Source organism: Paraburkholderia sp. RAU6.4a (assembly GCF_050435625.1).
GTDB lineage: Bacteria > Pseudomonadota > Gammaproteobacteria > Burkholderiales > Burkholderiaceae > Paraburkholderia > Paraburkholderia tuberum.
The window spans coordinates 2,907,829-2,931,445 of the sequence record NZ_JBNDKQ010000003.1; the positions used below are offsets into that span (position 1 = coordinate 2,907,829).

Sequence of the window (23,617 nt, forward strand, 5' to 3'; positions counted from 1 at the left end):
GGCGGGTTTTATTCCCGTGTCGTGCGGCGTTTGTGGGAGGCGGCACCTGTATGCGAATAGCAAGCGGCAAGTAATCGCCGTGGCGGATTGCGCACTGGATTGCGCATCGAGTCAGCCGCCGACCGCCGCGATGATCCGCGCGCGCATCGCGTCGTCGGGTAGCGGTCCCGATCCCGCGCGCACGTTGTCCGCCATGTATTGCGGCCGCCCGGTGCCCGGAATCACGACCGTCACCGCCGGCTGCGCGAGCACGAATTTCAACAGAATCTGCGCCCAGCTCGTGCAGCCGATTTCGCCGGCCCATGCGGGCAACGGCATTTTCATCACGCGCGCGAGCAAACCGCCGCCGCCGAACGGTTGATTGATCACGACGCCGATGCCGAGATCGGCCGCGAGCGGCAGGATGCGCTGCTCGGCCGCGCGATCGTCGGCGGCGTAGTTGATCTGCACGAAGTCGGGCTTCTCGCTGCGCATCACCGCCGCGACTTCGTCGAACGCGCTCGACGTGTAATGCGTGATGCCGAGATAGCGAATCCGGCCGCGCGCTTTCCAGTCGCGCAAGGTCGCGAGCTGCGTGCGTCAGTCGAGCAGATTGTGGATCTGCATCAGATCGACATGCGGCTGCTGAAAACGCCGCAGCGATTCCTCCATCTGCGCGATGCCGGCCTCGCGTCCCTCGGTCCAGACCTTGGTGGCGACGAACGCCTTGCGATGCGCGTCGAGCTGCGTGAGCAGCGCGCCCGCGACCGCTTCCGACGAACCGTACATCGGCGAAGAATCGATCACCGAGCCGCCCGCTTCGAACAGGATGCGCAGCACCTCGGCGAGTTGGGCGCGGGCGGCGGCATCGTCGCCGACGTCGAAGGTGCGCCACGTGCCGCAACCGATCACCGGCAGCGCTTCGCCGGTGGACGGGATCGCGCGGCGGCTCACGCGGGGTAAGGCGGCACCGGATTGCGCGTGCGCCTCGGTTTGCGCGGACGTGACGCGCGACAGCGCAAGCGCTGCCGGCAGCCCGAGCGCCGTGCGCAGAAAACGGCGGCGGTGATCGTGGTTCGACGAATGTGCCATAGCGTGTATGGTGCCCTCGTGCATGAAAGTTCGACCACCGTCCACGCTGGCCTGGCTGTCGTCGATGAATGCGGGCAGCCTGCGATCGCCGCGAGACGCTCGACGCGAGCGGCGCGGTCGTGTGAGGTGAAACAGAAGCAGCGTGGCGCGTCGCGCTGCGCGCCTAGCGCGCTTTCTGCCGCAACGGCCTGAAGAACTTTCGAATCTCGGCCGCGAGCAACGCGGGCTTTTCCATCGCCGCGAAGTGCCCGCCGGCTGGCATTTCGCTCCACTGTGCGACGTTGAAGGTTCGTTCGAGCCAGCTGCGCGGCGGATGATTGATCTCCTTCGGAAACAGCGCGAAGCCGACTGGTGTGTCGATGCGCTCGCCGTCGGAGAAACGCATCGGCTGCAGGCGGTTTTCCCAATACATCTGCATCGCCGGGCCGATGCACTGCGTGAACCAGTACAGCGAGATATTGGTCAGCAGATCGTCTTTCGAGAACACGCTTTCCACCTCGCCGCCGCAATCGCTCCACGAGCGAAACTTCTCGCCGATCCATGCGGCGAGTCCCACCGGCGAATCGTTCAGCGACGCGGCGACCGTCAGGGGTTTGGTGCCGTGCTGATGCGCGTAACCGCCTTCGAGTGCGGCCCAGTCGTTCTTCTCGCGCAGATAGTCCTGCTCGGCCGGCGTCAGCTCCCGCTGCGCCGCGCCGATCGCGGGCTCATAGGAACTCGGCAGGAAGTTCAGATGGATGCCGTCGACCACCCGCGGATGATGCGCTGCCAACGCGATCGACACGCCCGCGCCAAGATCGCCGCCCTGCGCGCCGAAGCGCTCGTAGCCGAGCCCGCGCATCAGTAACACCCACAGGTCCGCGACCTGGACCGCGGACATGCCGGCCTGCGCGGGCGCAGGCGAAAACGCGAAGCCCGGCAGCGACGGCGCGACGACGTCGAAGGCGTCGGCGGGATCGGCGCCGAACGCGACCGGATCGCACAACTGATCGAGCAGCGCGTGAAACTCGAAGAAGGAACCGGGCCAGCCGTGCGTGATCACCAGCGGATAAGCCTGAAAGCCGGGCGCGACACTGGCGGCGCGCCGATGCGCGAAGTGCACGGTCTGGCCGTTCCACGTCGGCGAGAAATTGCGGCAGCTGGTTCAACCTGCGTTCGGCCGCGCGCCAGTCGAATTGCCCGGCCCAATAGGTCGCGAGTTCGCGCAGCCAGGCCGGGTCGGCGCCCTGCTGCCAGGCGGGCGCGGGCGTCGTGGGCGCCCAGCGGGTGGCGTCGATGCGGCGGCGCAAATCGTCGATATCCTGATCGGCGATCGCAATCTCAAACGGGTCGATCTGCATGGGGGTCGTCCTGGGTCGTTGGCGGCTCACCGTCATCGTACGCGCGTCGGACGGAAGCCCGATAATGGGCGTCCCTTCCCTACGATTCATTCACCGAGCCACAGGAGATTGACGCGATGTCCGCTTACGAATCCAAGCTGCCGCGAGTGCTGCTGACGAACGACGACGGTATCGACGCGCCCGGCCTCGCCGTGCTCGAAGCCGTGGCCGCCGAGCTCGCGCACGAAGTCTGGGTGGTCGCGCCCGAGCACGACCAGAGCGGTACGTCGCATTCCATCAGCCTGCATTCGCCGCTGCGCGTGAGACGCCAGGGCGAACGCCGTTTCGGCGTGACCGGCACGCCCGGCGATTGCGTCGTGATGGGCGTGCGTCATCTGATGCGCGAGGCGCCGCCGTCGCTGGTGCTGTCCGGCGTCAATCGCGGCGGCAACCTCGGCATCGAAACGATGTTCTCGGGCACGGTCGGCGCGGCGATGACCGGTCTGCTGCTCGGGCTGCCGTCGTTCGCGCTGAGCCAGGCGTTCAGCGATCGCGAGCGCGTGCGCTGGGACACCGCGCGCACGCTCGCACCCGGCGTGATCCGTCAATTGCTCGCGATCGAGCATGCGGCGCCGACCTGCCTGAACATCAACTTTCCCGACGTCGATGCCGCCGACGCAGGTCCGCTGACGCCGACGCGCCAGGGCGTCGGGCTCGTCAGGGACATCGAGGTGCTGCCGGAAGTCGATCCGCGCGGCATCGCGTATCACTGGCTGCGCTTCGATCGTGGTCCGCGCGAGAACGATGCCGACAGCGAAACGGCAACCGTCGCGGCGGGGCGCGTATCGGTCACGCCGCTTGCGTTCGATCGCACCGACGAAGCCACCTTCGCGCGGCTCGCCGCGTCGTTGATCTAACGGTTGCCGGGGACGCGGCGCGAGGCCCGCTTCAGTGCGCCCCAGGTCCCGATGGCTCGGGTCTGCCGAACGCGGGCATCGTGCCGTTCTCACGCGCGCGCACGAGTTCGGCCTCTACTTCGGCGCGGGTTTTGGGGCCGTTGCTGGCGACCGCCTGAGTTGCGGACTGGCTGGTCAGCCCCGCGCGCGGCATCGACCATGGCGACTCGACGCCTTGCGTTGCATATTGCGGCAACGGCCGCGCCTCTGGCACGACGCTGGCCGCTTTCTTCCCAGACCGCTCAGCAGTAGAACTTTTCCGGTGGCTGCCGCCCCGCGCATGACTACCCGATGTCGTCGCAACACTTTGCGCTGAGTGCGGTTTCGTCGTGGTACCCGACGCAACGCGGCTATGGTGTGCGTGCCCGGTCTTTGCCGTGGGTGGCGCCTGGGTCCAGTTCGAAGTCACCGCAGGCTGCGGCGGCAAACTCGTCTGCTGCGGCTGCGGCTGCGGGTGCGGCTGTTGCTGCGCCTTGTTCGACTCCCGCGCGAACTGTAGCGCGGCGATGGCCAGAGCATCGCCCGCCTGCGCTCCAATCGACGCGGCCGGCTGAGCCCGCAAGGCGGCCACGTCGTCGCGCAGCGCATGGCGGCGCGTTGCCGGCGCGACCGTCGCCGCGCCGGGCCGGCCTTCGCTCTGCCCCGCCGCCGCCGCCGTCGCGCTGACACCCCGTCCGCCGTCGGCGACGAGACTCACGTCCCGACCGGACGACCAGTCGTTGTCCAGCTGCGACACATAGGCCCCGATCGTCACCGCGCCGAAGACGAGGCCCATCAACACGATCATTCTCGGTTCGCTATACAAGGCACGCTCCCCATTCCAACCGATCGACCGCCCCGTTAGTCGAAGTGTGGGCGATCCGAATGACAGTGTTTTCCTTTTTAGACCCAACAACAGACGAATCGGCGGATCTGGTCGGGGATGTGTCCGAAACCGACGGGTATTCTTCCGTTCAAACGCGCGCCTTGATCGGAGTCCCAAGCGGTTCTTCCTGCGCCACCTTCGACCCTGTTTTCAGCGACGCAAGCGCAGCTCACACGAGCGGCCCTTCCTCGGGCTTGCCGCGCATCGCGACGGCGATCGAACTGCCGACGATCAACGCGATACCGAGCATCGATATTGCGCCGATCGTCTCGCCCCACACCAGGTAGCCGAACAGCGCGGCCCACACGATGCTCGTGTAGTTGTACGGCGCGAGCGCGCCGGCATCGGCATCGCGGAATGCCATCGTCATCAGCAACTGGCCCGCCGTCGCAAGCGCGCCGAGCAGCGCCATGATCGCGAGCGCATCGAACGACGGTGTGCGCCATGCGAAGACCAGCGACGCGCCCATGACGGCCGTGCCGATCAGCGTGAAGTACAGCACGGTCGTGCCCGAATCGTCGCTGGCTTTGATGCGCTTGATCTGGATGATCGACAGCGCGCCGCACAACGCACTCGCGATCAGCAGCGCAGGCCCGAGCCAGCTCGCATGCGAGCCGTCAGGGCGCACCACGAGCAGCATGCCGGCGAAACCGACCGCCGCGGCCAGCGCGTCGCGCGGCTTGAGCGTTTCGTGCAACAGCAGCGGCGCCAGCACGATCACGAGCAAGGTCTCCGAATAGACGATCGCGACCGCCTCGCTGAGCGGCATATACGGCAGCCCCGCAAAGAACAGACCCGATGCGCCGAGCAGCGTCAGCGCGCGCAGGGTCTGCCCGCGCACGTCCAGTTGCCGCAAGCGCGTGGCGAGCGGCTTGCCGCGCAGGCACATCGCGAGGGCCGGGAACAGACCGAACAGCATGCGGAAGAACGTGACCTCGTTGGCCGGATAGGCGAGCGCAAGCGATTTCGCGAGGGCGTCGACGAGCGCGAAGCAGAACATCGACACGAGGATCAGCGCGACGCTGCGCAACGGTACGGCGCTCGGGCGGACGGCGGCGACGGGCGGCATGGACGGTTCGGTGGGCGTGGGTGATGGAAAACAGGATTATGCCCGCGCTCCCTCGCGCCCACTTGGGCAAATCAGGGCGTCGATCAAGGTCGAGTACTTGCACGGCACGGGCGCAGCGAGCATGCATCTGCTGTGGTCGAACCCGGCTGCGAAGAGCCCTGGTGTGTTGAAGATCGTGCCGTCGGATTCGCTGGTGACGTCGAGCTGATAGGGATGGTTGTGGCGGGCGGCGCGGTGGGGTTGAAACCGCGCCGCCGCGCCGGCTTTTAGCAAGCCGGGTGTTAATCCTTCAAACTAAAACCCGTTTTAATGCCACTTCAACTCGCACAAATTTCCCGATTATCCGCAAGCGGCAAGAAGTTACCGGTCTTGCCGTCGAGCGCAAGCATTTCACCGCTTTCGATATTGAAGATCCAGCCGTGCAGCCGCAGCGTCTTGTTCACGAGCCCGACCGCCACCGACGGATGCGTGCGGATGTTGCTGAGCTGCGCGATCACGTTGTCCTTGACCAGCGCCTCGAGACGCTCCGCATCCGAGCAGTAGTGGCGCGACGCGTTGATCGCCTTCGCCGCATCCGCGTGACGCAGCCAGCTCGCGACCGCCGGCATGTGCTCCAGATTCGTGCAGCTCGAGATCGCCGTCATCGCGCCGCAGTTCGAATGGCCGCAGATCACGATGTCGGTCACGCCGAGCACGGCAATCGCATATTCGACGGTCGCCGACACGCCGCCAGGCTCCGGACCGTACGACGGCACGATGTTGCCCGCGTTGCGGATCACGAACAGCGACCCCGGTTCGGTCTGCGTCAGCAGTTCCGGCACCACGCGGCTGTCCGAACAGGTCACGAAGAGCGTGCTGGGATTCTGCGCGGTCGACAAACGCTTGAAGAGTGCGCTTTGCTGTGGAAAGACCTCGCGTTGAAAGCGGATCAGACCTTCGATGATTTCCTGCACGATATTCTCCAGAGAATCGAAGAGACGGATTTAAAGTTGCCGCGACTATACCGCAGCCTTTCAATCGTCGCGCGAATCACCGTGCTAATCGTCGGACGCTCCTGCGGCGAACTGCCAGCGAAATAATGGAATGCTCGCACGCGCCATAAAAAAAGACCCGGCTGCCGGCAGCCGGGTCCAACTCTCTCGCTCACACGCGTTAAGCGGTGTGTGCGTCGATACTGTAGCCGCGCCGACGTCGCGGATATAGTCGCCGCGCTGGAAGAGTCCTTTCCACCGCGGCACGAATCGCTTGACCCGATACAAGCAAGCGGGTCGCTCAATCGAAGTCGCGCGTCTCGAGCTCCACGGACCGTCCCCCGTTGCGTTCGAGCACCCGCCGCGTAGCATTTTCAATGCGGGCGCGGTTCGCCTCGAACGCTCCCACCAGATCGTGAGCAGACGGGGCGCCGTTGCCGAGGCTGCCATTGCCGAAATGGTCATTGAGCGCGTCGAGCGACACGCTGCACCATACGTCCTTCCCGTCCACATTGGCCTCGTAGGCGACGCGCGCAGCAGCCACCACTTCCCGGCGTCCGGTGAATTCGATCCTCATGATTGTCCTCCGTGTGTCAAAGGGAAATCCGAATACGCAACGGTCGTGCCCAATCCGGCCGGCTCGCCGGCTGCCCGGGCGCGAGCGCGCATTCTCCGCAAGGTGCATACTCCTGACCGGCCGCCACGCGCGGCCGCGCCGATGCGTCGCAGCAAGGCCTCCTCCGGGCCGTCGACGCATTCAACATATCGATACTACGCCCTTCATGTCCCGCAATACTCAATCTTCACGCCCGCTCGTGATCGCCGCCGTGATGGCCTCGATGGCGATGGTCGCGATCGAAGCGACCATCGTGTCGACCGCGATGCCGCAGATCGTCTCGCAACTCGGCGACCTGCATTTATACAGTTGGGTGTTCTCGTCGTTCCTGCTCACGCAGACCGCGATGACCGTGGTGTTCGGCAAGCTCGCCGACCTCTATGGGCGCAAGCCCGTGATCCTCGCGGGCATCGCGATCTTTCTCGTCGGCTCGGTGCTCGCCGGCTTCGCGTGGTCGATGCCGGCGATGATCGTGTTCCGCCTGATCCAGGGGATCGGCGCGGGCGCAATCCAGCCGGTCACGCTGACCGTCGTCGCCGATCTGTACCCGGCACGCGAACGCGGCAAGGTGCAGGGTTATCTCGCGAGCGTGTGGGCGATTTCGGCGGTCGTGGGCCCGATGGTCGGCGGCTTCATCATTCACAACCTGTCGTGGGCGTGGATCTTCTGGATGAACGTGCCGATCGGGCTCGCGTCGGCGGCGGGCTTCATCGCGTTCCTGCGCGAATCGGAACGGCACGCGCGGCCGTCCATCGACTTCGCCGGCGCCGCGCTGTTCATGGCCGCGATCGCAGCGCTGATGATGGCGCTGACCTACGCCGGCGACGACGCGTTGGCGCCAGCCTCGTTCGCAGCCGGCGTCTTCGTACTGTGCGTGCTGCTGTTCGTGCTGCAGGAGCGTCGCGCGGCCGAACCGATGATCTCGTTCGCGCTATGGAGCCGCCGCCCGATCGCCGCATGCAACAGCGCGACGGTGCTGGCCGGCATGATCCTGATGGGCGCGACCACGTTCCTGCCGATGTACGTGCAGGGCGTGCTGCATCGTTCGCCCGTGGTGGCCGGCCTCGCGCTGACGATGATGATGGTCGGCTGGCCCACCGGCGCGACGTTCGCGGCGAAGTCGTTTCACCGGCTCGGTTTGCGGCGCATCCTGATCTGCGGCAGCGCGTTCGTGCCGCTCGGCGCGGTGCTGCTGCTGTTGCTGTCGCCGGGCGCGTCGCCGCTCGTCGCCGGGTTCGCGTCGCTGATCATGGGCTTTGGCATGGGGACGTCGAGCGTCAGTTCGCTCGTGCTGATCCAGGAGATCGTCAGGATGGACGAACGCGGCAGCGCGACCGCGTCGAACCTGTTTTCGCGCAATCTCGGCAGCACGCTCGGCGCGACGCTGTTCGGCGCGGTGCTGAACTTCGGGCTCAGTCATTCGCAGGGCGTCGCGACGGTCACGTCGGATCAGTTGAAGGCGCTGTTGCAGAACCGCGCCGCCGATCTCGGCGACAGCGATCTGGTCCGGCTCGTGCTGCACCAGTCGCTGCATCTGACCTTCGTGTCGATGTTCGTGATCGCGCTATTCGTGGTCGCGCTGCTCGCGCTGGTCCCAACGATCCGATTCGGCGACGACAAGCCGGCACCACTCAAGGCCTTGTCGCCGCTCGAGGACTGAGTCGCGCGGCGTCGCGAACCACGTGCGTTCGCGAGCGCTACGGGCCGCCCGCCGGCAGCGTCGCCGCGAAGAAATCACGCACCTGTGCCGCGGTTCGCGCATGAATCGCGGCGCGATCGACACCCGGCCCGTCCTTGCAGATCGGCGCCAGACGCTCCATCGCCTCGGACTCGCACACATCCATGAACGTATAGTGCGAGGCGCCCGGCACCATCGTCACCGTCGCTTGCGGCATGAAGCCCGCGATGCGGTGAATGTTGGTGTTGACCGGCGCGGTCGTGTCCGCCTCGCCCGCCAGCAGCGCGACCGGAATCGTCACTTCCTTGAACGACGAACTGTTGAATGCCTCGCCGAGCGCGGGCGCGATCGCGAACGCGGCTTTGACGCGCGGATCGCGATACGAGTCGCCCGAGCGCGCGCGCGATGCGTTCGTTTCCGCCGATAGCCCCTCGACCGTTAGCGCCGGCGTGCCCGGCGCGTGCGCGAGATTGGCGGCTTCGGGCGGCGAGCAGATCGCATCGGCTTCGGGCGACGTGCAGAAGCGCTCCAGCGCCGCGCGATCGGTCCGTGCGCCCGCGACTTCGAGCACCGTATAGCCGCCGAGCGAAAAGCCCAGCGCGCCGATCCGCGTCGTGTCGACGCGCGGACCGAAACGCGGGTCCGCGAGCACCCCGTCGAGCACTTCGCTCAAATCGGTCGCGCGCTCCCACCAGAGGATGAAGCCGTCGCGCGTGCGCGGCTCCAGCGCGTTGTTACCCGGATGATTGACGCCCGCGACGATATAGCCCTGCGCGGCCAGCGAGGCCGCGAGCCAGTCGAGACTGTCCGCGCTGCCGCCGGTGCCGTGCGATAGCAGCAGCAACGGGTATTTGGGCTGCGCGGCGGACAGCGGGGCATCGTCGGCGGCCGCGTGGCCGACGAACATCGGATGGCCCGGCGCGCCGATATCGTGAGGCGTCTCGGGTTGCGCCGCATCGGCCGGGTACCAGATGCGCGTGATCAGCGCCTGCGTTTGCGCGCCGCGCCAGTTGCGGGCCACGGCGGGGTGAAATACGCGGCTCGTTTCGCCGACATGCCAGCCGGCGGAGGCGGTTTGCGCGATGGCGTTCGCCGGCAACGAAGCCCACATCGCGCCAGACAGCACCCCTGACAACGCCGCGGTCAACGACACCACCACCGCGCTCGACAGCGCGGCACAACCTCGACGCATCATGGTTAGTTCTCGCAAATGGGGATCAGCAGATCGGTGACGCAGGGATGTTGCGCGCCGCGATCGGGCGTGCTTCGATACAGTTCCAGCCCCGGCCGCTGATCGCGCCGGTAGCCGCTGCGCGGCAGCCAGCCGCTGTACAGCGCCCTGAAAGTGGGCGAGATCAGCGCATAAGGGCCGACGAGGCGGTGCACCGCATACAGCCCGCCTTCGAGCCGCAGCGGCTCGATGCCCGGCGGCGGCCCGGCAACACGCGGGCGTTGCGCGGCTTCGTCGAGCCGCTCCATCGCACCGCTCAACGCCGCCTGCGAGCCCGCGACAATTGCCGCGTGATAGCAAAACCCGCCAGCCATCGACGGATCGCGCACGCAAATGCCGACGCGCTGTTGCAACAGCGGGTTCTCGTCACAGCGCAGCGTCGTCATCAGCGTGTGGAAGGTCTGGCCGATCGTCGCGATCGGGCCGTCATGGCGAAGGCATAGCACGTCGAGCGGCGCGAGCTCGGTGACTTCGACGGACGGCAGCGCAGGCGGGCTTTGGCTTTCGGTGCTTTCGTCACAGTTATCGTCGACGCCATCGTGAATGCGGGCGCCGTCGCCATCGCCGTCGCCTCGCTGCGCGATGCGCGCTTGCGCCGTTCGCAGGGTCCGCGCCGAAGCTGTCGAAACCGCCGGATTCGCCACCAGATGCCGCTGCCGGGTCCTGAATTCGCTCGGCGACACACCGGTGAAATCGCGAAACGCACGCGCGAACGCTTGGGGACTGTCGTAGCCGGCGTCGTGCGCGACCGCGGTGACCTGCGCGGCGTCGGTCAACCGCTGGGCCGCCTCGGCGAGCCGCAGACGCTTGACGGTGTCGCCGACGCTCTCGCCCATCAACGCGCGATAAATCCGATGGAAGTGATACGGCGACATATGCGCGATGGCCGCGAGGCTGTCGAGCGTGTGTCGCGCGCCGGGCTCGACCAGAATGGCCTCGACCACGCGAGCGATCCGTCGACGGTAATCACGTTCGGTGCTGGGCTTCATCATGGCGCCACGATAGCGGTCTGCGCGCCGCGAGGCGGTGCAGAACTTGCGGATTTTCGCGTTTTCGCGCTTCGCGTTTTGCCAGCCGACGGGCGGCCAGGCTCGCGCGCTGCGTCACATTATGATCGACAACCCAAGCGGCTTCCTGACGCCAGAACGGCTTTCACGGCGCCGTCAACTGCCCTTCGCATACAGCGTCGAATCGGCGAACCCTTCGGCGGCCAGCACCTGGCCGACCAGAATCAGCGCGGTGCGCTCGATCGCGCTGCCCTGCACCTTCGCGACGATATCGTCGAGCGTGCCAGTGATCTTTTCCTCGTCGGGCCAACTCGCGCGATAGATCACCGCGATCGGACACGCGCCGCCGTAATGCGGCCGCAACTCATCCACGATGCGCGCGAGATGCCGCACGCCGAGGTGAATCGCCAGCGTCGCGCGATGCCGCGCGAGATCGCCCAACTGCTCGCCTTCGGGCATCGACGTTTTGCTCGCGTAGCGCGTGAGGATCAGCGTCTGCGACACGCCGGGCAGCGTCAACTCGCAGCCGAGCGCCGCCGCGCATGCGGCCGTCGCGGTCACGCCGGGCACGATTTCGTAAGGAATGGCCAGCTCGCGCAAACGGCGGATCTGCTCGCCGATCGCACCGTACAGCGACGGATCGCCCGAATGCACGCGCGCGACATGCTGGCCCTTCGCGTGCGCCGCCGCGAGCAGCGCGACGATCTGGTCGAGATCGAGCTCCGCGGTATTGATCACCTGTTGCGCGCTATGACCTTCGAGCACCGCGGCCGGCACCAGCGACCCCGCATACAGGATCACCGGACAACTGCGCACGAGACGCTGCCCTTTGACCGTGATCAGTTCCGGGTCGCCCGGACCCGCGCCGATAAAAAACACTGTCATTCAGTACTCCAATTATTTGCTCACTTACCCGAATCCGCATTCGCCTGCGCGGGCAACGCATCGAGAAGATCGGCAACGCCGGCGAACTCGCGATCGACCTCGGGCAACACCGGCCGTCGCAGCATGATCACCGGCAAGCCGCGCTCGCGCGCGACCGCGAGCTTCGCCTCGGTCGCGCCGCCGCCGCTGTTCTTGCTGACGACGACGTCGAACGCCTGCAGCGCGAACAGCGCGCGTTCGCCGTCGAGCGTGAACGGTCCGCGCGCCGCGAGGATGCGCGAGCGCGCCGTGTCCGGATGCGAATCGAGCACGCGCACGGTCCAGAATTGATGCGGCGCAATCTCGTCGAGATGCGCGAGCGGTTCGCGCCCGAGCGTGAAAAGCGGCCGCCTGAACGGCGCGAGCGTGTCGATCAGTTCGTTCCAGTCATCGACCATGCGCCAGTCGTCGCCGACTTGCGGCTGCCACGCTGGACGCCGCAGCGCCCAGCACGGCACCTTCGCCACGCGGCACGCGTCGACGGCATTCGCGCTGATCCGCGCCGCGTACGGATGCGTCGCGTCGATCACGAGGCCGATCGCTTCGCTCGCGAGGTAACGCGCCAGACCCGCGCTGCCGCCGAAACCGCCGACGCGCACCGCGCACTTCAAGTCGTCGGGGACCTTGCCGAGTCCCGCGAGACTGTACACATGCGCGGGACCGAGTTGGCGCGCGATCTTCAGCGCGTCGCCGGTGCCGCCGAGCAGCAGGATGCGCGTCATCGCGCGACTCCGACGATGTTGCCCTGCCGGTCGATCGCGAAGATTTCGACGCTGACCTGCGGCGGCACGATATCGCGAGCAACGGCCAACGCGTGCTGACAGACGATATCGCCGAGCGGCACGTGCCGCGCGTGAGCGAGCGCGAGCGCCTGCTGGCTCGTGTTGGCCGCGCGCATCGCCGCTTGCAGCGCGGCGTCGGCGCCATGCGCGGCAGCCCAGCCGGCGAGTTGTTCGAGATCGATGCTGGAGTTGCGGCTATGCAGATCGAGATGGCCGGCCGCGAGCTTGCTGAGCTTGCCGAAGCCGCCGCAAATGCTCAGTCGCTCGACCGGCGCGCGCTTCACATGCTTGAGCACCGCGCCGACAAAATCGCCCATTTCGATCAGCGCGATATCGGGCAGGCCGTAGTGCGCGCGCATCGCGTCCTCGCTCGCGTTGCCGGTGCAGGCGGCCACATGCGTATAGCCGTTCGCGCGCGCGACGTCGATGCCCTGGTGGATCGACGCGATGTACGCCGAGCACGAAAACGGCCGCACGATGCCGGTGGTGCCGAGGATCGACAGTCCACCGACAATCCCGAGTCGCGGGTTCATCGTTTTCAGCGCGAGCGCTTCGCCGCCTTCGACGCCGACCGTCACTTCGAAGCCGCCGCGATACGCGTGGCGCGCGGCGAGTTCGACGAGGTGCTGCGTGATCATCTGGCGCGGGACCGGATTGATCGCCGGTTCGCCGACCGGCAATGTAAGCCCCGCGCGCGTGACCGTGCCGACGCCCGGCCCCGCGCGAAAGATCACACCGGGCCCGGGCACGAGGCGCACGCGCGCGAACACGAGCGCGCCGTGGGTCACGTCGGGATCGTCGCCGGCATCCTTGATCGTGCCGGCTTCGGCGATCCGCTCGCCGTCCGTCGCGGCAAGGCGGCAGAACGTGAGCCGCATCGGCACATGCTGGCCCTTTGGCAACACGATCTCCGCGACCTCGCTAACCTCGCCCGCCAGCAGTAGACGAGCGGCCGCAAGCGAGGTCGCGGTCGCGCAACTGCCGGTCGTATAGCCGCTGCGCAGCGGCGCCGGCTCCTCGGGAGTCTCGTCGCGCATCACGAATCGGCCGATGGTTTGGCGGGTTTGGTCACGTCGAGCAGGGTGATCGGCAACGCCTGGCGCCACGTATCGAAGCCGCCGAGCGGTTGCGCGTGAGCGAGTCCGATGCGCGTCAGCGTACCGCCATGCCGCTCGCGCCATGCGGCGAGCACCGCCTCGCCTTGCAGCGTCACCGCGTTCGCGACGAGCCGGCCGCCGTCGCGCAGTTGTGTCCAACAGGTGTCGAGCACGTCAGGCTCCGTCACCCCACCGCCAATAAACACCGCGTGCGGCGCCGGCAGTCCCCGCAACGCGTCAGGCGCGCGGCCGGCCACGAGTTGCAGCCCGGGCACGCCCAAAGCATCGCGATTCTGTTCGATGAAGCGCTGCCGCGCTTCGTTCGCTTCGATCGCGATTGCGCGACACGTGGGATGCGCGCGCATCCATTCGATTCCGATCGAACCGCTGCCCGCGCCGACGTCCCACAGCAACTCCCCGGGCGCGGGCGCGAGGCGCGCGAGCGTGATGACGCGCACGTCGCGCTTGGTCAACTGGCCGTCGTGGATAAAGACGTCGTCGGGCAAACCGCAGGTCAGCGGCAGACGCGGCGCATGCGCCGACGCGCGGCACGCGAGCGCGATCAGATTGAGCGCGGCCATCTCGCCGGCCGGCCATTGATCCGCGCGGCCATCGACACGCCGTTCGCGTGCACCGCCCAGATGTTCGAGCACGGTCATGGCAGTCGCGCCGAAACCGCGCGCATCGAGCGAGGCCGCCAGTGCCGCGGGCGTGTGCCCGTCCGCGCTCAGCACGAACAGGCGCGCGCCGTCACGCAGATGCGCATTCAGCGCGGCAAGCGGTCGGCCGACCAGCGAGACGGTCGCGACATCCTGCAACGGCCAGCCGAGCCGCGCGGCCGCGAGCGACAACGACGACGGCGCCGGCAGCACGCGCAGCTCGCCGGCCGGCAACTGCCGCGCGAGCGTCGCGCCGACGCCGAACAGCATCGGGTCGCCGCTCGCGAGCACGCACACCGGGTGCGGACGCTCGGCGAGCAACGGCGCGAGATCGAACGGACGCGGCCATGCGGCACGGCGCGCGGCGAGCCGCGCGGGCAGCATCGCCAGATGGCGCTCGCCGCCGTACACGACCGACGCGCCCAGCAACGCACGCCGCGCGGGCCGCCCCAAACCGGCGAAGCCGTCGTCGCCAATGCCCACTACGGTCAGCCATGCCGACATGCATCCATCCTCATCAATTGCGTCGATTCTTTAGCGATTGCACCGGCTCACGCATGCGGCTTTGCACAGGCTCGGAGCGCCGGTTGCGAAAGTCCGCATGATACCGCCGCCATGCGGCCCGCGGCTTCGCGGCGGAGCGCCATGCTGCCGGGATCACCGGCATCGCGCGATGGCCGGCAAACAGGCGCTGCGGCCACAGCGTAAAGATATAATGGCCGCTTTCATTGCCCACGGTCGGCCCGAAGCGCCTTTCGGCCGCACAGTTCACGCCGGCCCTCGTCGGGCAGCATGCAGCGAGGCCGCAGCCATGCCGTCGCGCGACGCTAAACCCGGTGCCCCTTTGAATCGAGCTTCGCCTCCCACCGTTTCGTCCCACGCGGTCACGACACCGCGGTCCTCGGCATGTCCGGGGTTGCTGCGCATCGTCCCCGCACGCGACGGCGGCATCTGCCGCATCAAACTGCCCGGCGGCGTGCTGAGCGCGGCGCAGGCACGCGCGATCGCCGATGCGAGCACGCGGCACGCGAACGGCGTCGCCGAGCTGACCAATCGCGCGAATCTGCAACTGCGCGGCGTGCGTAACGGACACGAAGCGGCGTTGAGCGCGGCGCTGATCGGCGCGGGGCTTGGACCGGCCGGCGCGCTCAGTTCCGCCGACGACGTCCGCAACGTGATGATCAGCCCCGCCGCCGGCCGCGATCCGCACGCGCTGATCGACACGACGCCGCTGTGCGGAGAACTGCTGACGCTGCTGCAAGGCGATGCGCGCTTGGTAGCGTTGTCGCCGAAATTCGCGCTGCTGCTCGACGGCGGCGAACAGCTTGCGCGGGTCGATCATCCGCATGACGTGTGGCTCGCGGCGTCGGCTGACGAAGAAGGCGTGCGCTTCGTGTTCGGCCTCGCGGGGTGCCCGGCTCCGGCAGGCGAGAACTCGAACCCGCGCGACCATCACGATTCCAACGGCACGGGCGCGCTCGCGGCGGTGCCGGCGTCGCGCGTGCCCGCGCTCCTGCGCGCGTTGTTGCACACGTTCCTCGACCTCGCCCCAGCCGACACGACCCGCATGCGCGACCTGCTCGCCACGCATTGCGCCGACGCGCTCCTGCGGCACGCGCAGCGCTACGTCGATTTCCCGCTCGCGCGCGACGCATCGCTGAGCCACTGGCAACGGCACATCGCCGCCGACCCATCGCTGCGGCTCGGCGCGCACGCGCAGCGCGGCGACGGCACGTCGCATGTCGGCGGCCAACCACCACTCGGCCGGATCGATGCGGCCACGCTGCGCGCCCTGGCTGCGCTCGCGCAAAAACACGGCAACGGCAGGTTGCACGCGACGCCATGGCAAAGCGTGCTGCTGCCCGACATCGCGACGACGGCGGTGCCCGCCGTGCTCGCGAAGCTGATCGCACTCGGTCTCGCGTGCGATCCCGCGCAGGCCATCACGCACGTGATCGCCTGCACCGGTTCGGCCGGCTGCGCGAAGGGCCTCGCCGACACCAAGACCGACGCGCTACAACTCGCCGAGCGCTTACCCGCCGGCGTCGACGTGCATCTGACGGGCTGTCCGCGCTCCTGCGCGGCCGCCCATCGCGCGCCCTACACGCTGCTCGCCGCCGCGCCCGGCCTCTACGACCTTTATCGACGTGACGGCCGCCCCGGCTTCGGCCAATGCGTCGCGCCCCAACTGACGATCGACGAGGCCGCCGCGCTGCTCGCGCGCCTCGCCCGGAGTACTCCACATGCTTGATTACATTCGCGACGGTCAGGAGATCTATCGCCAATCGTTCGCGACGATCCGCGCGGAGGCCGACCTCGCGCGCATCCCCGCCGACCTCGAAAAGCTCGCGGTGCGCGTGATCCACGCGTGCGGGATGGTCGACGTGATCGACGACCTTGCGTTCTCCGACTGCGCCGGCAGCGCGGGCCGCCGCGCGCTCGCGCAAGGCGCGCCGATCCTGTGCGATGCGGGGATGGTCGCGCAAGGCATCACGCGCGCGCGGCTGGCCGCGAACAACGAAGTGATCTGCACGCTCACGCACCCGGACGTGCCCGCGCTCGCGCGCGAAATCGGCAACACGCGCTCGGCCGCCGCGCTCGAATTGTGGCGCCCGCATCTGGCGGGCAGCGTCGTCGTGATCGGCAATGCACCGACCGCGCTGTTTCATCTGCTCGACATGCTCGATGCCGGCGCGCAGAAGCCGGCGCTGATTCTCGGCTTTCCGGTCGGCTTCGTCGGCGCGGCGGAATCGAAAGCGGCACTCGCGCAAAACAGCCGCGGCGTCCCCTATGTGGTCGTGCACGGACGGCGCGGCGGCAGCGCGATGGCCGCTGCCGCGGTCAACGCGCTTGCGACGGAGGTCGAATAAATGGCGAGCCAGCTAACGAGTCGCGGACGGCTGTACGGCATCGGCGTCGGTCCCGGTGACCCGGAATTGCTGACGTTGAAGGCACTGCGGCTGCTCAAAGCGGCGCCGGTGGTCGCGTATTTCGTCGCGAAGGGCAAGAAGGGCAACGCGTTCGGCATCATCGAGGCGCATCTGCACGACGCGCAGCAGCATCTGCCGCTCGTCTATCCGGTCACCACCGAAGCACTCGAACCACCGCTGTCGTACGAAGCGATCATCGCCGACTTCTATGACACCGCTGCCGAAATCGTCGCGGGCCATCTCGACGCGAGCCGCGACGTCGCGGTGATCTGCGAAGGCGATCCGTTCTTCTATGGCTCGTACATGTATCTGCACGACCGGCTCGCGGCGCGCTACGACAGTGAGGTGGTGCCCGGCGTGTGCTCGATGCTCGGCGGCGCGGCGGTGCTCGGCGCGCCGCTCGTCTATCGCAACCAGAGCTTGTCGGTGCTGTCGGGTGTGCTGCCCGAAGATGAATTGCGCCGCCGTCTGGCCGACGCCGACGCGGCGGTCATCATGAAACTCGGCCGCAATTTCGACAAGGTACGGCGCGTGCTCGACGAACTCGGACTCGCGCAGCGCGCGCTGTACGTCGAACGCGCGACGATGCGAAATCAGCGCATCGTGCCGCTCGCGGAAGTCGATCCGATGGCGTCGCCGTATTTCTCACTGCTGGTCGTGCCGGGGCAAAAATGGCAAGGATGAACGCGCCCGCCATCGTGATTCTCGGTACGGGCGCGCTTGCGACCGCGCGGCGGATTCAGGCGTCGTATGTCGAGCGTGGCGCGCATGCCGCGGCCGGCGTTGCCACGGACTGCCAGGTCCATGCGCTGCAAGGGCGCGTCGACGCCGACGTCTCGTACGGCGAACTCGGCGCGCATCTGCGCGAGCTGTATGCGCGCGGCACGCCGATCGTCGCGCTGTGCGCGGCCGGCATCGTGATTCGCTGCCTCGCGCCGCTGCTGTCGAACAAAGGCGCCGAGCCGCCGGTCCTCGCGGTCGCCGAGGACGGCAGCGCGGTCGTGCCGCTGCTCGGCGGCCTCGCGGGCGTCAACGTGATGGCGCGCGACATCGCCGCGGCGTTGGCCGTACAGCCCGCGATCACGACGAGCGGCGAGCTGCGTTTCGGCACCTGCGTGCTCAATCCGCCCGATGGCTATGCGCTCGCCGACCTGGGTCAGGGCAAGCGCTTCGTGTCGGATCTGCTCGCGGGCGAAAGCACGCGCATCGAAGGCGACGCGCCGTGGCTCGACGACGCGCAACTGCCGCGCTCGGCGTCGGCGCGTCTCGCGATTCGCGTGACGCCGCGCGCGTGGGATGGGCGTGAAGACGAGCTCGTGATTCATCCGCGCAGTGTGGTGGCGGCTGTCGCCAGCGACGATGCCGATGCCGCCGACGCGATCGTCGCGCGCGTGCGCGCGGCACTGAACGCGCAGGGTCTCGCGATGCTTTCGCTTGCGGCCTTGCTCGCGCCATCGACGAGCATGGCCGACCCGGCGCTCGCGCAAGCGGCAAGGCTTCTCGAGGTGCCGCTGCGCTTCGCCGATGCCAGCGCCGAACCGGGCGAATCGAGTGCCGCAAGGTTGCTGCATACCGCGCTACGCGTCCCCCACGAAACGCTGCACGACGACGCACACCCCGACGTCGTGCTCGCCCTCTCCCCGCTCGCCATCGACCCCGCGACGCTCGGCCGTGCCCGCGGCCGTCTGACCGTGATCGGCCTCGGTCCCGGCCGGGCCGAGCTGATGGTCCCGGCCGCGCGCACCGCGTTGAACGAAGCGACCGACATCCTCGGCTACGACACCTACGTGAAAATGGCCGGCCCGCTGCGCGCCGGTCAGCGCGTGCACGGCACCGACAATCGCGAGGAAATGCAGCGCGCGCGGCACGCGTTCGAGCTCGCGAGCGAAGGCCGCTCGGTCGTGATGGTGTCGTCGGGCGACCCCGGCGTGTTCGCGATGGCCGCCGCCGTGCTCGAAGCGCTCGAAGCTTCCCGGAACGACGCATGGGCGGCCGTCGAACTATCGATCGTGCCGGGCGTGTCGGCCGCGCTCGCGACCGCCGCGCAGGCCGGCGCGCCGCTCGGCCACGACTTCTGCATGCTGTCGCTGTCGGACAACCTGAAGCCGTGGACGATCATCGAAACCCGCCTGCGCCATGCGGCGCAAGCCGATCTCGTGATGGCGTTCTACAACCCGATTTCGCGCGCGCGTCCGTGGCAACTCGACAAGGCACTCGACATCGTGCGGGAGTATCGCGTGCCATCGACCCAGGTGGTGCTGGGTCGCGATATCGGCCGGCCCGGCGGCACGCTGCGCACGCTGACGCTCGGCGAGCTTCGCTCGGCCGATGTGGATATGCGCACGATGGTGATCGTCGGGTCGTCGCTGACGAGAAGATTCGCTTGCGGTCATCACGGCGCGCAATGGGTGTACACGCCGCGGTGGTACGAGTAAGCGGACCGTACCGGGTGGTACCGGCCCGCCCCGCTCACGCCACCTTCAGATCCTGCACCGCCCGCTGCCTGACGCCCAGGTCGTCCCACAACTCCGGATGGCACGTGAACACCAGAATCTGATGCCGCGTCGCCGCGTCGATCAACGCGCGTTTGAGCGCGTCGCGGCGCGCGGCATCGGTGTGTACCGCGGCATCGTCGAGCATCAGCAGAGTCGGCCGGCCTGAGGCCTGCAAGAGATCCGCATACGCGAGCCGCGTCAGGATGCCGAGCTGTTCGCGCGTGCCGAAGCTGAGCGCATCGAGCAGTTCCGCGCGGCCGTCGCGATCGAGCATCGCCGGAATCAGATCGTCGCCGAGCGCGAGGCTCGACTGCGGAAAAAGCCGCTTCAGGTAGTGACCGACCCGCTCGGTCAACGGCGCACGCAGTTGGGCGAGCGCGGCGTCGCGTTCGTCGACCAGCACGTCGTCGAGCAGACTCAGCGCGCTCGCGCGCAGGCGCAGTTCGTCGTTGCGACGCGTGGCCTGCTCAACCTGGGCTTCGAGCGCGGCAAGCCGTTCGCCGAGGCCCGATGCGCCCATCGTTTCGAGCTGGCTACGCAACTCCGCGATCCGCAGTTGACGCTCGTGCTGCTCGTTGCGCGCGAGGTCCGCCGATGCGCGATAGCGCTTCGCCTCCGCCACGGGGTCGTCCAGACGCGCCGCATCGAGTTCGCGCTCGCGCTCGCCGCGCTGGTTCTTCAGCGCATCGACCTTGACGCGTTGCTCGACGATATGCGCCTGCCACTGCGCGCGCTTGCGCCGAAACGCTTCGTCGTGCAGCTGCGCTTCTTTACGCTGCAACTGCGCCGTGAGCGAATCGGCCTTCGCAACGCCGCTGGATTGCGCGCCCGCTGCCTGCGCGAGCACCTTGCGCGCGGTCTCCAACGCGTCGCGCGCGATGTCGGCGTTGCGGCGCGCGTCGTCGAGCGGTGGCGCCGCGGACACGTCGGGCAGACTGGCAAGGCGCTCGCTCGACGCCTGCAAGCGCGCCGCCGTCGATGCCAGCGCCGCGCGCAACGCATCGATGCCTTGCGGCGCGTGCACCTCGAGAATCCTCGCCTGGCTCTTCTGTTGCGCGACCAGCGTTTTCCATTGCTCGTGACGCGCCTGCGCATCGCCCACCGACGCGACGCCGAGCGAGCGCAGCAACTGCGCGTGCTTCGCCTCGAGCGACGCCAGCTCCGACAACCGCGCCGACAGATCGGACACGCCCGGAATCACGCGCAATTCGCCGAGCTTGCCGAGACCAATGCGTTTTTCGTCGTCGACATGCAGCACGCCCATGCCGCTGATCGTCTGATCGCCGACGCTCAACTCGCCATTCAAGCTGTACTCGATGCGCGTCATCGCCGCTTCGGTCCGCGCGCGCAACACGGTCAATTCGCCGTCGAGCGCGACGAGGCGCTTGAACTGCGCGTCGTCGAGTTCGAGCGCCGCCGCGTCTCGCGCGGCCTGCAACACCGCCGCGTTCGCCTTGTCCGCCTCGCCGATCGACGCTTCGAGCCGCTGGCTCTCCGCCCGATAGAAATCGACCTGGCTGCGCAGGTCGGCGGCGGTTACGGCCGCGTTCGCGAGTTCGAGCGCGCGGTTCGCCTCGGCCGATGCCTGCTCGAATTGCGCCACACGGCTTTGCGCCTGTATATGCGCGGTTTGCGCGGCCGCGACCTCGACGCGCGCCGCGTCGAGCTGCTCGCGTTCGCGCGCGATGGCCGCCTCCAGTTCGAGCGCGCCCTGCTCCTGCTGCACCGACAACGCGAGTTCGGCCTCGCCGATCTTCAGCGACTGCGCGAGCCCTTCGAGACCGCGTTCGAGTTGTTCGACCGCCGCGGCACGTTGCTGCGCGAGCGCGGCCTTCTGTTCGTGAAGCTCCCACGGACGCCTGCGCTCGGCGTCGTCGAATGCCTGCTGTTGGGCGGCGAGGCGCGCGATGTTGTCGTCGAACTGCTGGCGCTGCTGTTGCAGCTCGTCGCGGCTCGCGATCAGCGAAGCGAGCTTCTGCTCCGCCTCGGCGAGCGGCCCGGTCGACTTCTGCGTGCGCGCGGTCAGTAGTTGCCGCAGCTCGCGCTGCACGGCCGCGATCAGCGCGTCCTCGCCGCCCGCTTCGCGGCCGCCCGACAGTTGCGTGAGCGCGTCGCGCAGATACTGTGCCGCGTGCCCGGTCGAATCGCGCATCTCCTGTGTGCCGCCTTGCTGCACCCACAACAGACCCGGCACGCCGGCGTTCTCGGCTTTCATCGGACCGCGCGCCGCGCGCGAGAAGCCGAGCAGCGCGGCGAGCTTGTCTTCGGCTTCGTCCTCGCTATACACGGTCTGGCCGATCCTCAGCTCGCAACGCTGACGCGACACGAACTGCTTCGACAGACGGCACGCCACACCATCGAGCTCGAAGCTGACCTCGACCGACGGCTGCCCGCTCGCGAGCCCCCACGGCAACAGGTCTTTCAGATGCGACGCCTTGTAGCGTTCGAGGAACACCGTGCGCACCGCCTCGGCAATCGTGCTTTTGCCGGCCTCGTTCGGGCCGATGAACAGATTGAGACCGGGCTGCAGATCGTCGATCACGATCTGCCCGCCGAACTGCCTGAATTCCTGAATCGCGATACGTTGCAGCTTCATGCGGGGGCTCCTTCACGCGGCGCTTCAGGTTGCTGCCGCTCGCGCGTCTGCGCGGGTGGTGCGGCCTGCGAATCGCGTTGCCGCTGGTCGCGCTGAAAACGCGCCAGCAGCAGCAACGCCTCGGCCGCGCGCCGCGCCTCTTGCGGATCGGCTTGCGCGTCTTCCTGCAGACCGCGCAGCCGCGCCACCACCTTCGCGAGATAGCCGCTTTGCGCGCCGAGTTCGGCGAGATCGTCGGCGGTCGGCAGCACGTGCAGACTGCCCAGATCGGCACGCAACGCGCGCACGCGCGCGCGCGCCTGTTCGACCGCGACATGCAGCGCCTCGGCATCGGCGAGCGCCGCGGTGCCGCCGACCTCGATGCGCAGCACGTCATTCGCGCCGAGTTCGGCGAGGCGGGTTTTCAATGCATCGACATCGGTCGGCACCGAAATCGTCTCGTCCCAGCGATGCCACCGGTATTGCCCGACCCGCACCGCGTCGACCTGCGGCACCGCGCCGGGATCGCTGACGGTAACGTCGAGCACGAAGCCCGGCTCGTTCGCGCGGAAACGGTCCTGCTCGTGCGTGCCCGCGTACCACGTGCGTTCGTCGACGCGCAGATGGCCGTGCCAGTCGCCGAGCGCCAGATAGTCAAGCCGCGCACTGGCCGCGCGCGTCGGCGCGATCGGATTCGACGAATCGATGCCGTCTTGCAGAATGCCGCCGACGCTGCCATGCGCGAGCCCCACGCGGTGATAGCCGGGCGGAGTAGCGGTGGAATCGAACAACGCGGTGGTGTCGTCGTAGGTGATGCGCTGCGTAAGCGGCGCGCACAGCAGCGCGCAACGGCATGCGTCGAGCAGCACGACGCCGGCTTCGAGCACGAGGCGCACGTTCGGCGGCACGCAATCGAGCCGCTGCGCGCGGGTCCACACGCTTTCGACGAGCGCCGCGTCGTGATTGCCCGGCAGCATGATCCACGCTCCGGAAAACGCTTGCAGCGCGGCGAACAAACGTCGGATCACGGTGTCCGACACCGTCTGCAGATCGAACACGTCGCCCGCGACTAGCACCGCGTCGACGTTGCGCGCGGCCGCTTCTTCGGCGATGCGGCGCACCGTGTCGAAGCGCGCCTGGGCGAGATGCGCGGCCTCGTCCGGTTCGAACTGACCGAATTGCGTGCCGATCTGCCAGTCCGCGGTGTGCAGAAACCTGATCACTGTGCCTCCATTGCGATTGCGATTGCGTTGCGTCCTCTTGCGTTGATTTCGCCGAGGAGCCCGATCGCGAATGTTACCTTGCCGAAGCGCCGGCGCGTATTGCGCGCGCGTATCCAGGCTGGACGCGCGCGCGGGCCGTACCGCATCAT

19 protein-coding genes and 2 pseudogenes are annotated in these 23,617 nt (G+C 68.0%); 7 read left to right on the forward strand and 14 right to left on the reverse strand.

The window, feature by feature from the left end:
* Positions 1-111: 111 nt before the first annotated feature.
* Together OKW40_RS37930 and OKW40_RS37935 are read right to left on the reverse strand one after the other, a co-directional pair.
* Positions 112-1,071: pseudogene (locus OKW40_RS37930) on the reverse strand (aldo/keto reductase).
* Positions 1,072-1,234: 163 nt separating this feature from the next.
* Positions 1,235-2,411, reverse strand: a pseudogene (locus OKW40_RS37935) (epoxide hydrolase family protein).
* A 116-nt stretch (positions 2,412-2,527) separates the two neighbouring features.
* Here OKW40_RS37935 and surE point away from each other — a divergent pair.
* Complete coding sequence (gene surE, locus OKW40_RS37940; protein WP_429493921.1) at positions 2,528-3,307, forward strand: 5'/3'-nucleotidase SurE; 780 nt, start codon at positions 2,528-2,530, stop codon at positions 3,305-3,307.
* Between the two features lie 31 nt (positions 3,308-3,338).
* Here surE and OKW40_RS37945 read toward each other — a convergent pair whose 3' ends face one another.
* Positions 3,339-4,133, reverse strand: coding sequence for a DUF4148 domain-containing protein (locus tag OKW40_RS37945; RefSeq protein ID WP_184060313.1), 795 nt, complete (start codon positions 4,131-4,133; stop codon positions 3,339-3,341).
* Between the two features lie 247 nt (positions 4,134-4,380).
* Positions 4,381-5,280, reverse strand: coding sequence for a DMT family transporter (locus OKW40_RS37950; protein ID WP_429493922.1), 900 nt, complete (start codon positions 5,278-5,280; stop codon positions 4,381-4,383).
* Between OKW40_RS37950 and OKW40_RS37955 the strand changes: the two genes are divergently transcribed.
* The gene (locus OKW40_RS37955; RefSeq protein WP_429493923.1) at positions 5,279-5,488 is read left to right on the forward strand and encodes a hypothetical protein; all 210 of its coding nucleotides are present in this window, start codon (positions 5,279-5,281) and stop codon (positions 5,486-5,488) included. The two genes, OKW40_RS37950 and OKW40_RS37955, sit on opposite strands and share 2 nt — an antisense overlap.
* Before the next feature lie 109 nt (positions 5,489-5,597).
* Here the strand turns inward: OKW40_RS37955 and OKW40_RS37960 are convergent, their stop codons facing one another.
* Together OKW40_RS37960 and OKW40_RS37965 are read right to left on the reverse strand one after the other, a co-directional pair.
* The gene (locus OKW40_RS37960) at positions 5,598-6,233 is read right to left on the reverse strand and encodes a carbonic anhydrase (RefSeq protein WP_090809864.1); all 636 of its coding nucleotides are present in this window, start codon (positions 6,231-6,233) and stop codon (positions 5,598-5,600) included.
* Between the two features lie 319 nt (positions 6,234-6,552).
* On the reverse strand, positions 6,553-6,828 hold the full coding sequence (locus OKW40_RS37965) for a DUF1488 domain-containing protein (protein WP_008923225.1): 276 nt from the start codon (positions 6,826-6,828) through the stop codon (positions 6,553-6,555).
* Between OKW40_RS37965 and OKW40_RS37970 the strand changes: the two genes are divergently transcribed.
* The gene (locus OKW40_RS37970) at positions 6,827-8,527 is read left to right on the forward strand and encodes an MDR family MFS transporter (RefSeq protein ID WP_429493924.1); all 1,701 of its coding nucleotides are present in this window, start codon (positions 6,827-6,829) and stop codon (positions 8,525-8,527) included. The two genes, OKW40_RS37965 and OKW40_RS37970, sit on opposite strands and share 2 nt — an antisense overlap.
* A 37-nt stretch (positions 8,528-8,564) precedes the next feature.
* Here the strand turns inward: OKW40_RS37970 and OKW40_RS37975 are convergent, their stop codons facing one another.
* The 6 genes from OKW40_RS37975 to cbiE all read right to left on the reverse strand — a co-directional run bounded on the left by OKW40_RS37975 (position 8,565) and on the right by cbiE (position 14,749).
* Complete coding sequence (locus tag OKW40_RS37975) at positions 8,565-9,740, reverse strand: alpha/beta hydrolase family protein (protein ID WP_429493925.1); 1,176 nt, start codon at positions 9,738-9,740, stop codon at positions 8,565-8,567.
* 2 nt (positions 9,741-9,742) lie between these two features.
* Complete coding sequence (locus OKW40_RS37980) at positions 9,743-10,768, reverse strand: AraC family transcriptional regulator (RefSeq protein ID WP_429493926.1); 1,026 nt, start codon at positions 10,766-10,768, stop codon at positions 9,743-9,745.
* A 171-nt stretch (positions 10,769-10,939) separates the two neighbouring features.
* Positions 10,940-11,668 carry a precorrin-4 C(11)-methyltransferase gene (gene cobM / locus OKW40_RS37985; protein WP_184035399.1) on the reverse strand — a complete coding sequence of 243 codons (729 nt, stop codon included), beginning with the start codon at positions 11,666-11,668 and terminating at the stop codon, positions 10,940-10,942.
* Between the two features lie 20 nt (positions 11,669-11,688).
* On the reverse strand, positions 11,689-12,429 hold the full coding sequence (locus OKW40_RS37990) for a cobalt-precorrin-6A reductase (protein ID WP_429493927.1): 741 nt from the start codon (positions 12,427-12,429) through the stop codon (positions 11,689-11,691).
* Positions 12,426-13,526 carry a cobalt-precorrin-5B (C(1))-methyltransferase gene (locus tag OKW40_RS37995; protein ID WP_429493928.1) on the reverse strand — a complete coding sequence of 367 codons (1,101 nt, stop codon included), beginning with the start codon at positions 13,524-13,526 and terminating at the stop codon, positions 12,426-12,428. The genes OKW40_RS37990 and OKW40_RS37995 overlap by 4 nt, the downstream gene beginning before the upstream one ends.
* Positions 13,526-14,749: a precorrin-6y C5,15-methyltransferase (decarboxylating) subunit CbiE gene (gene cbiE, locus OKW40_RS38000; RefSeq protein WP_429493929.1), complete on the reverse strand. Its 1,224-nt coding sequence runs from the start codon at positions 14,747-14,749 to the stop codon at positions 13,526-13,528. Before cbiE ends, OKW40_RS37995 begins: the two co-directional genes overlap by 1 nt.
* A 307-nt stretch (positions 14,750-15,056) precedes the next feature.
* Between cbiE and cobG the strand changes: the two genes are divergently transcribed.
* The 4 genes from cobG to cobJ are packed head-to-tail and all read left to right on the forward strand — an operon-like array spanning position 15,057 to position 19,610.
* A complete protein-coding gene (gene cobG, locus OKW40_RS38005; RefSeq protein WP_429493930.1) occupies positions 15,057-16,496 on the forward strand; it encodes a precorrin-3B synthase in 1,440 nt (479 codons plus the stop codon).
* Positions 16,489-17,115: a precorrin-8X methylmutase gene (locus tag OKW40_RS38010; protein ID WP_429333836.1), complete on the forward strand. Its 627-nt coding sequence runs from the start codon at positions 16,489-16,491 to the stop codon at positions 17,113-17,115. Before cobG ends, OKW40_RS38010 begins: the two co-directional genes overlap by 8 nt.
* Positions 17,116-17,859 (forward strand): precorrin-2 C(20)-methyltransferase, encoded by a 744-nt coding sequence (locus tag OKW40_RS38015; RefSeq protein WP_429333835.1) that lies wholly within the window; start codon positions 17,116-17,118, stop codon positions 17,857-17,859.
* A complete protein-coding gene (cobJ, locus tag OKW40_RS38020; RefSeq protein WP_429494007.1) occupies positions 17,856-19,610 on the forward strand; it encodes a precorrin-3B C(17)-methyltransferase in 1,755 nt (584 codons plus the stop codon). Before OKW40_RS38015 ends, cobJ begins: the two co-directional genes overlap by 4 nt.
* Positions 19,611-19,644: 34 nt before the next feature.
* On the opposite strand, the gene OKW40_RS38025 is transcribed toward cobJ, so the two are convergent.
* A complete protein-coding gene (locus OKW40_RS38025; RefSeq protein WP_429493931.1) occupies positions 19,645-22,266 on the reverse strand; it encodes an AAA family ATPase in 2,622 nt (873 codons plus the stop codon).
* Positions 22,263-23,468, reverse strand: coding sequence for a metallophosphoesterase family protein (locus tag OKW40_RS38030; RefSeq protein ID WP_429353689.1), 1,206 nt, complete (start codon positions 23,466-23,468; stop codon positions 22,263-22,265). Before OKW40_RS38030 ends, OKW40_RS38025 begins: the two co-directional genes overlap by 4 nt.
* Positions 23,469-23,617: the final 149 nt, after the last annotated feature.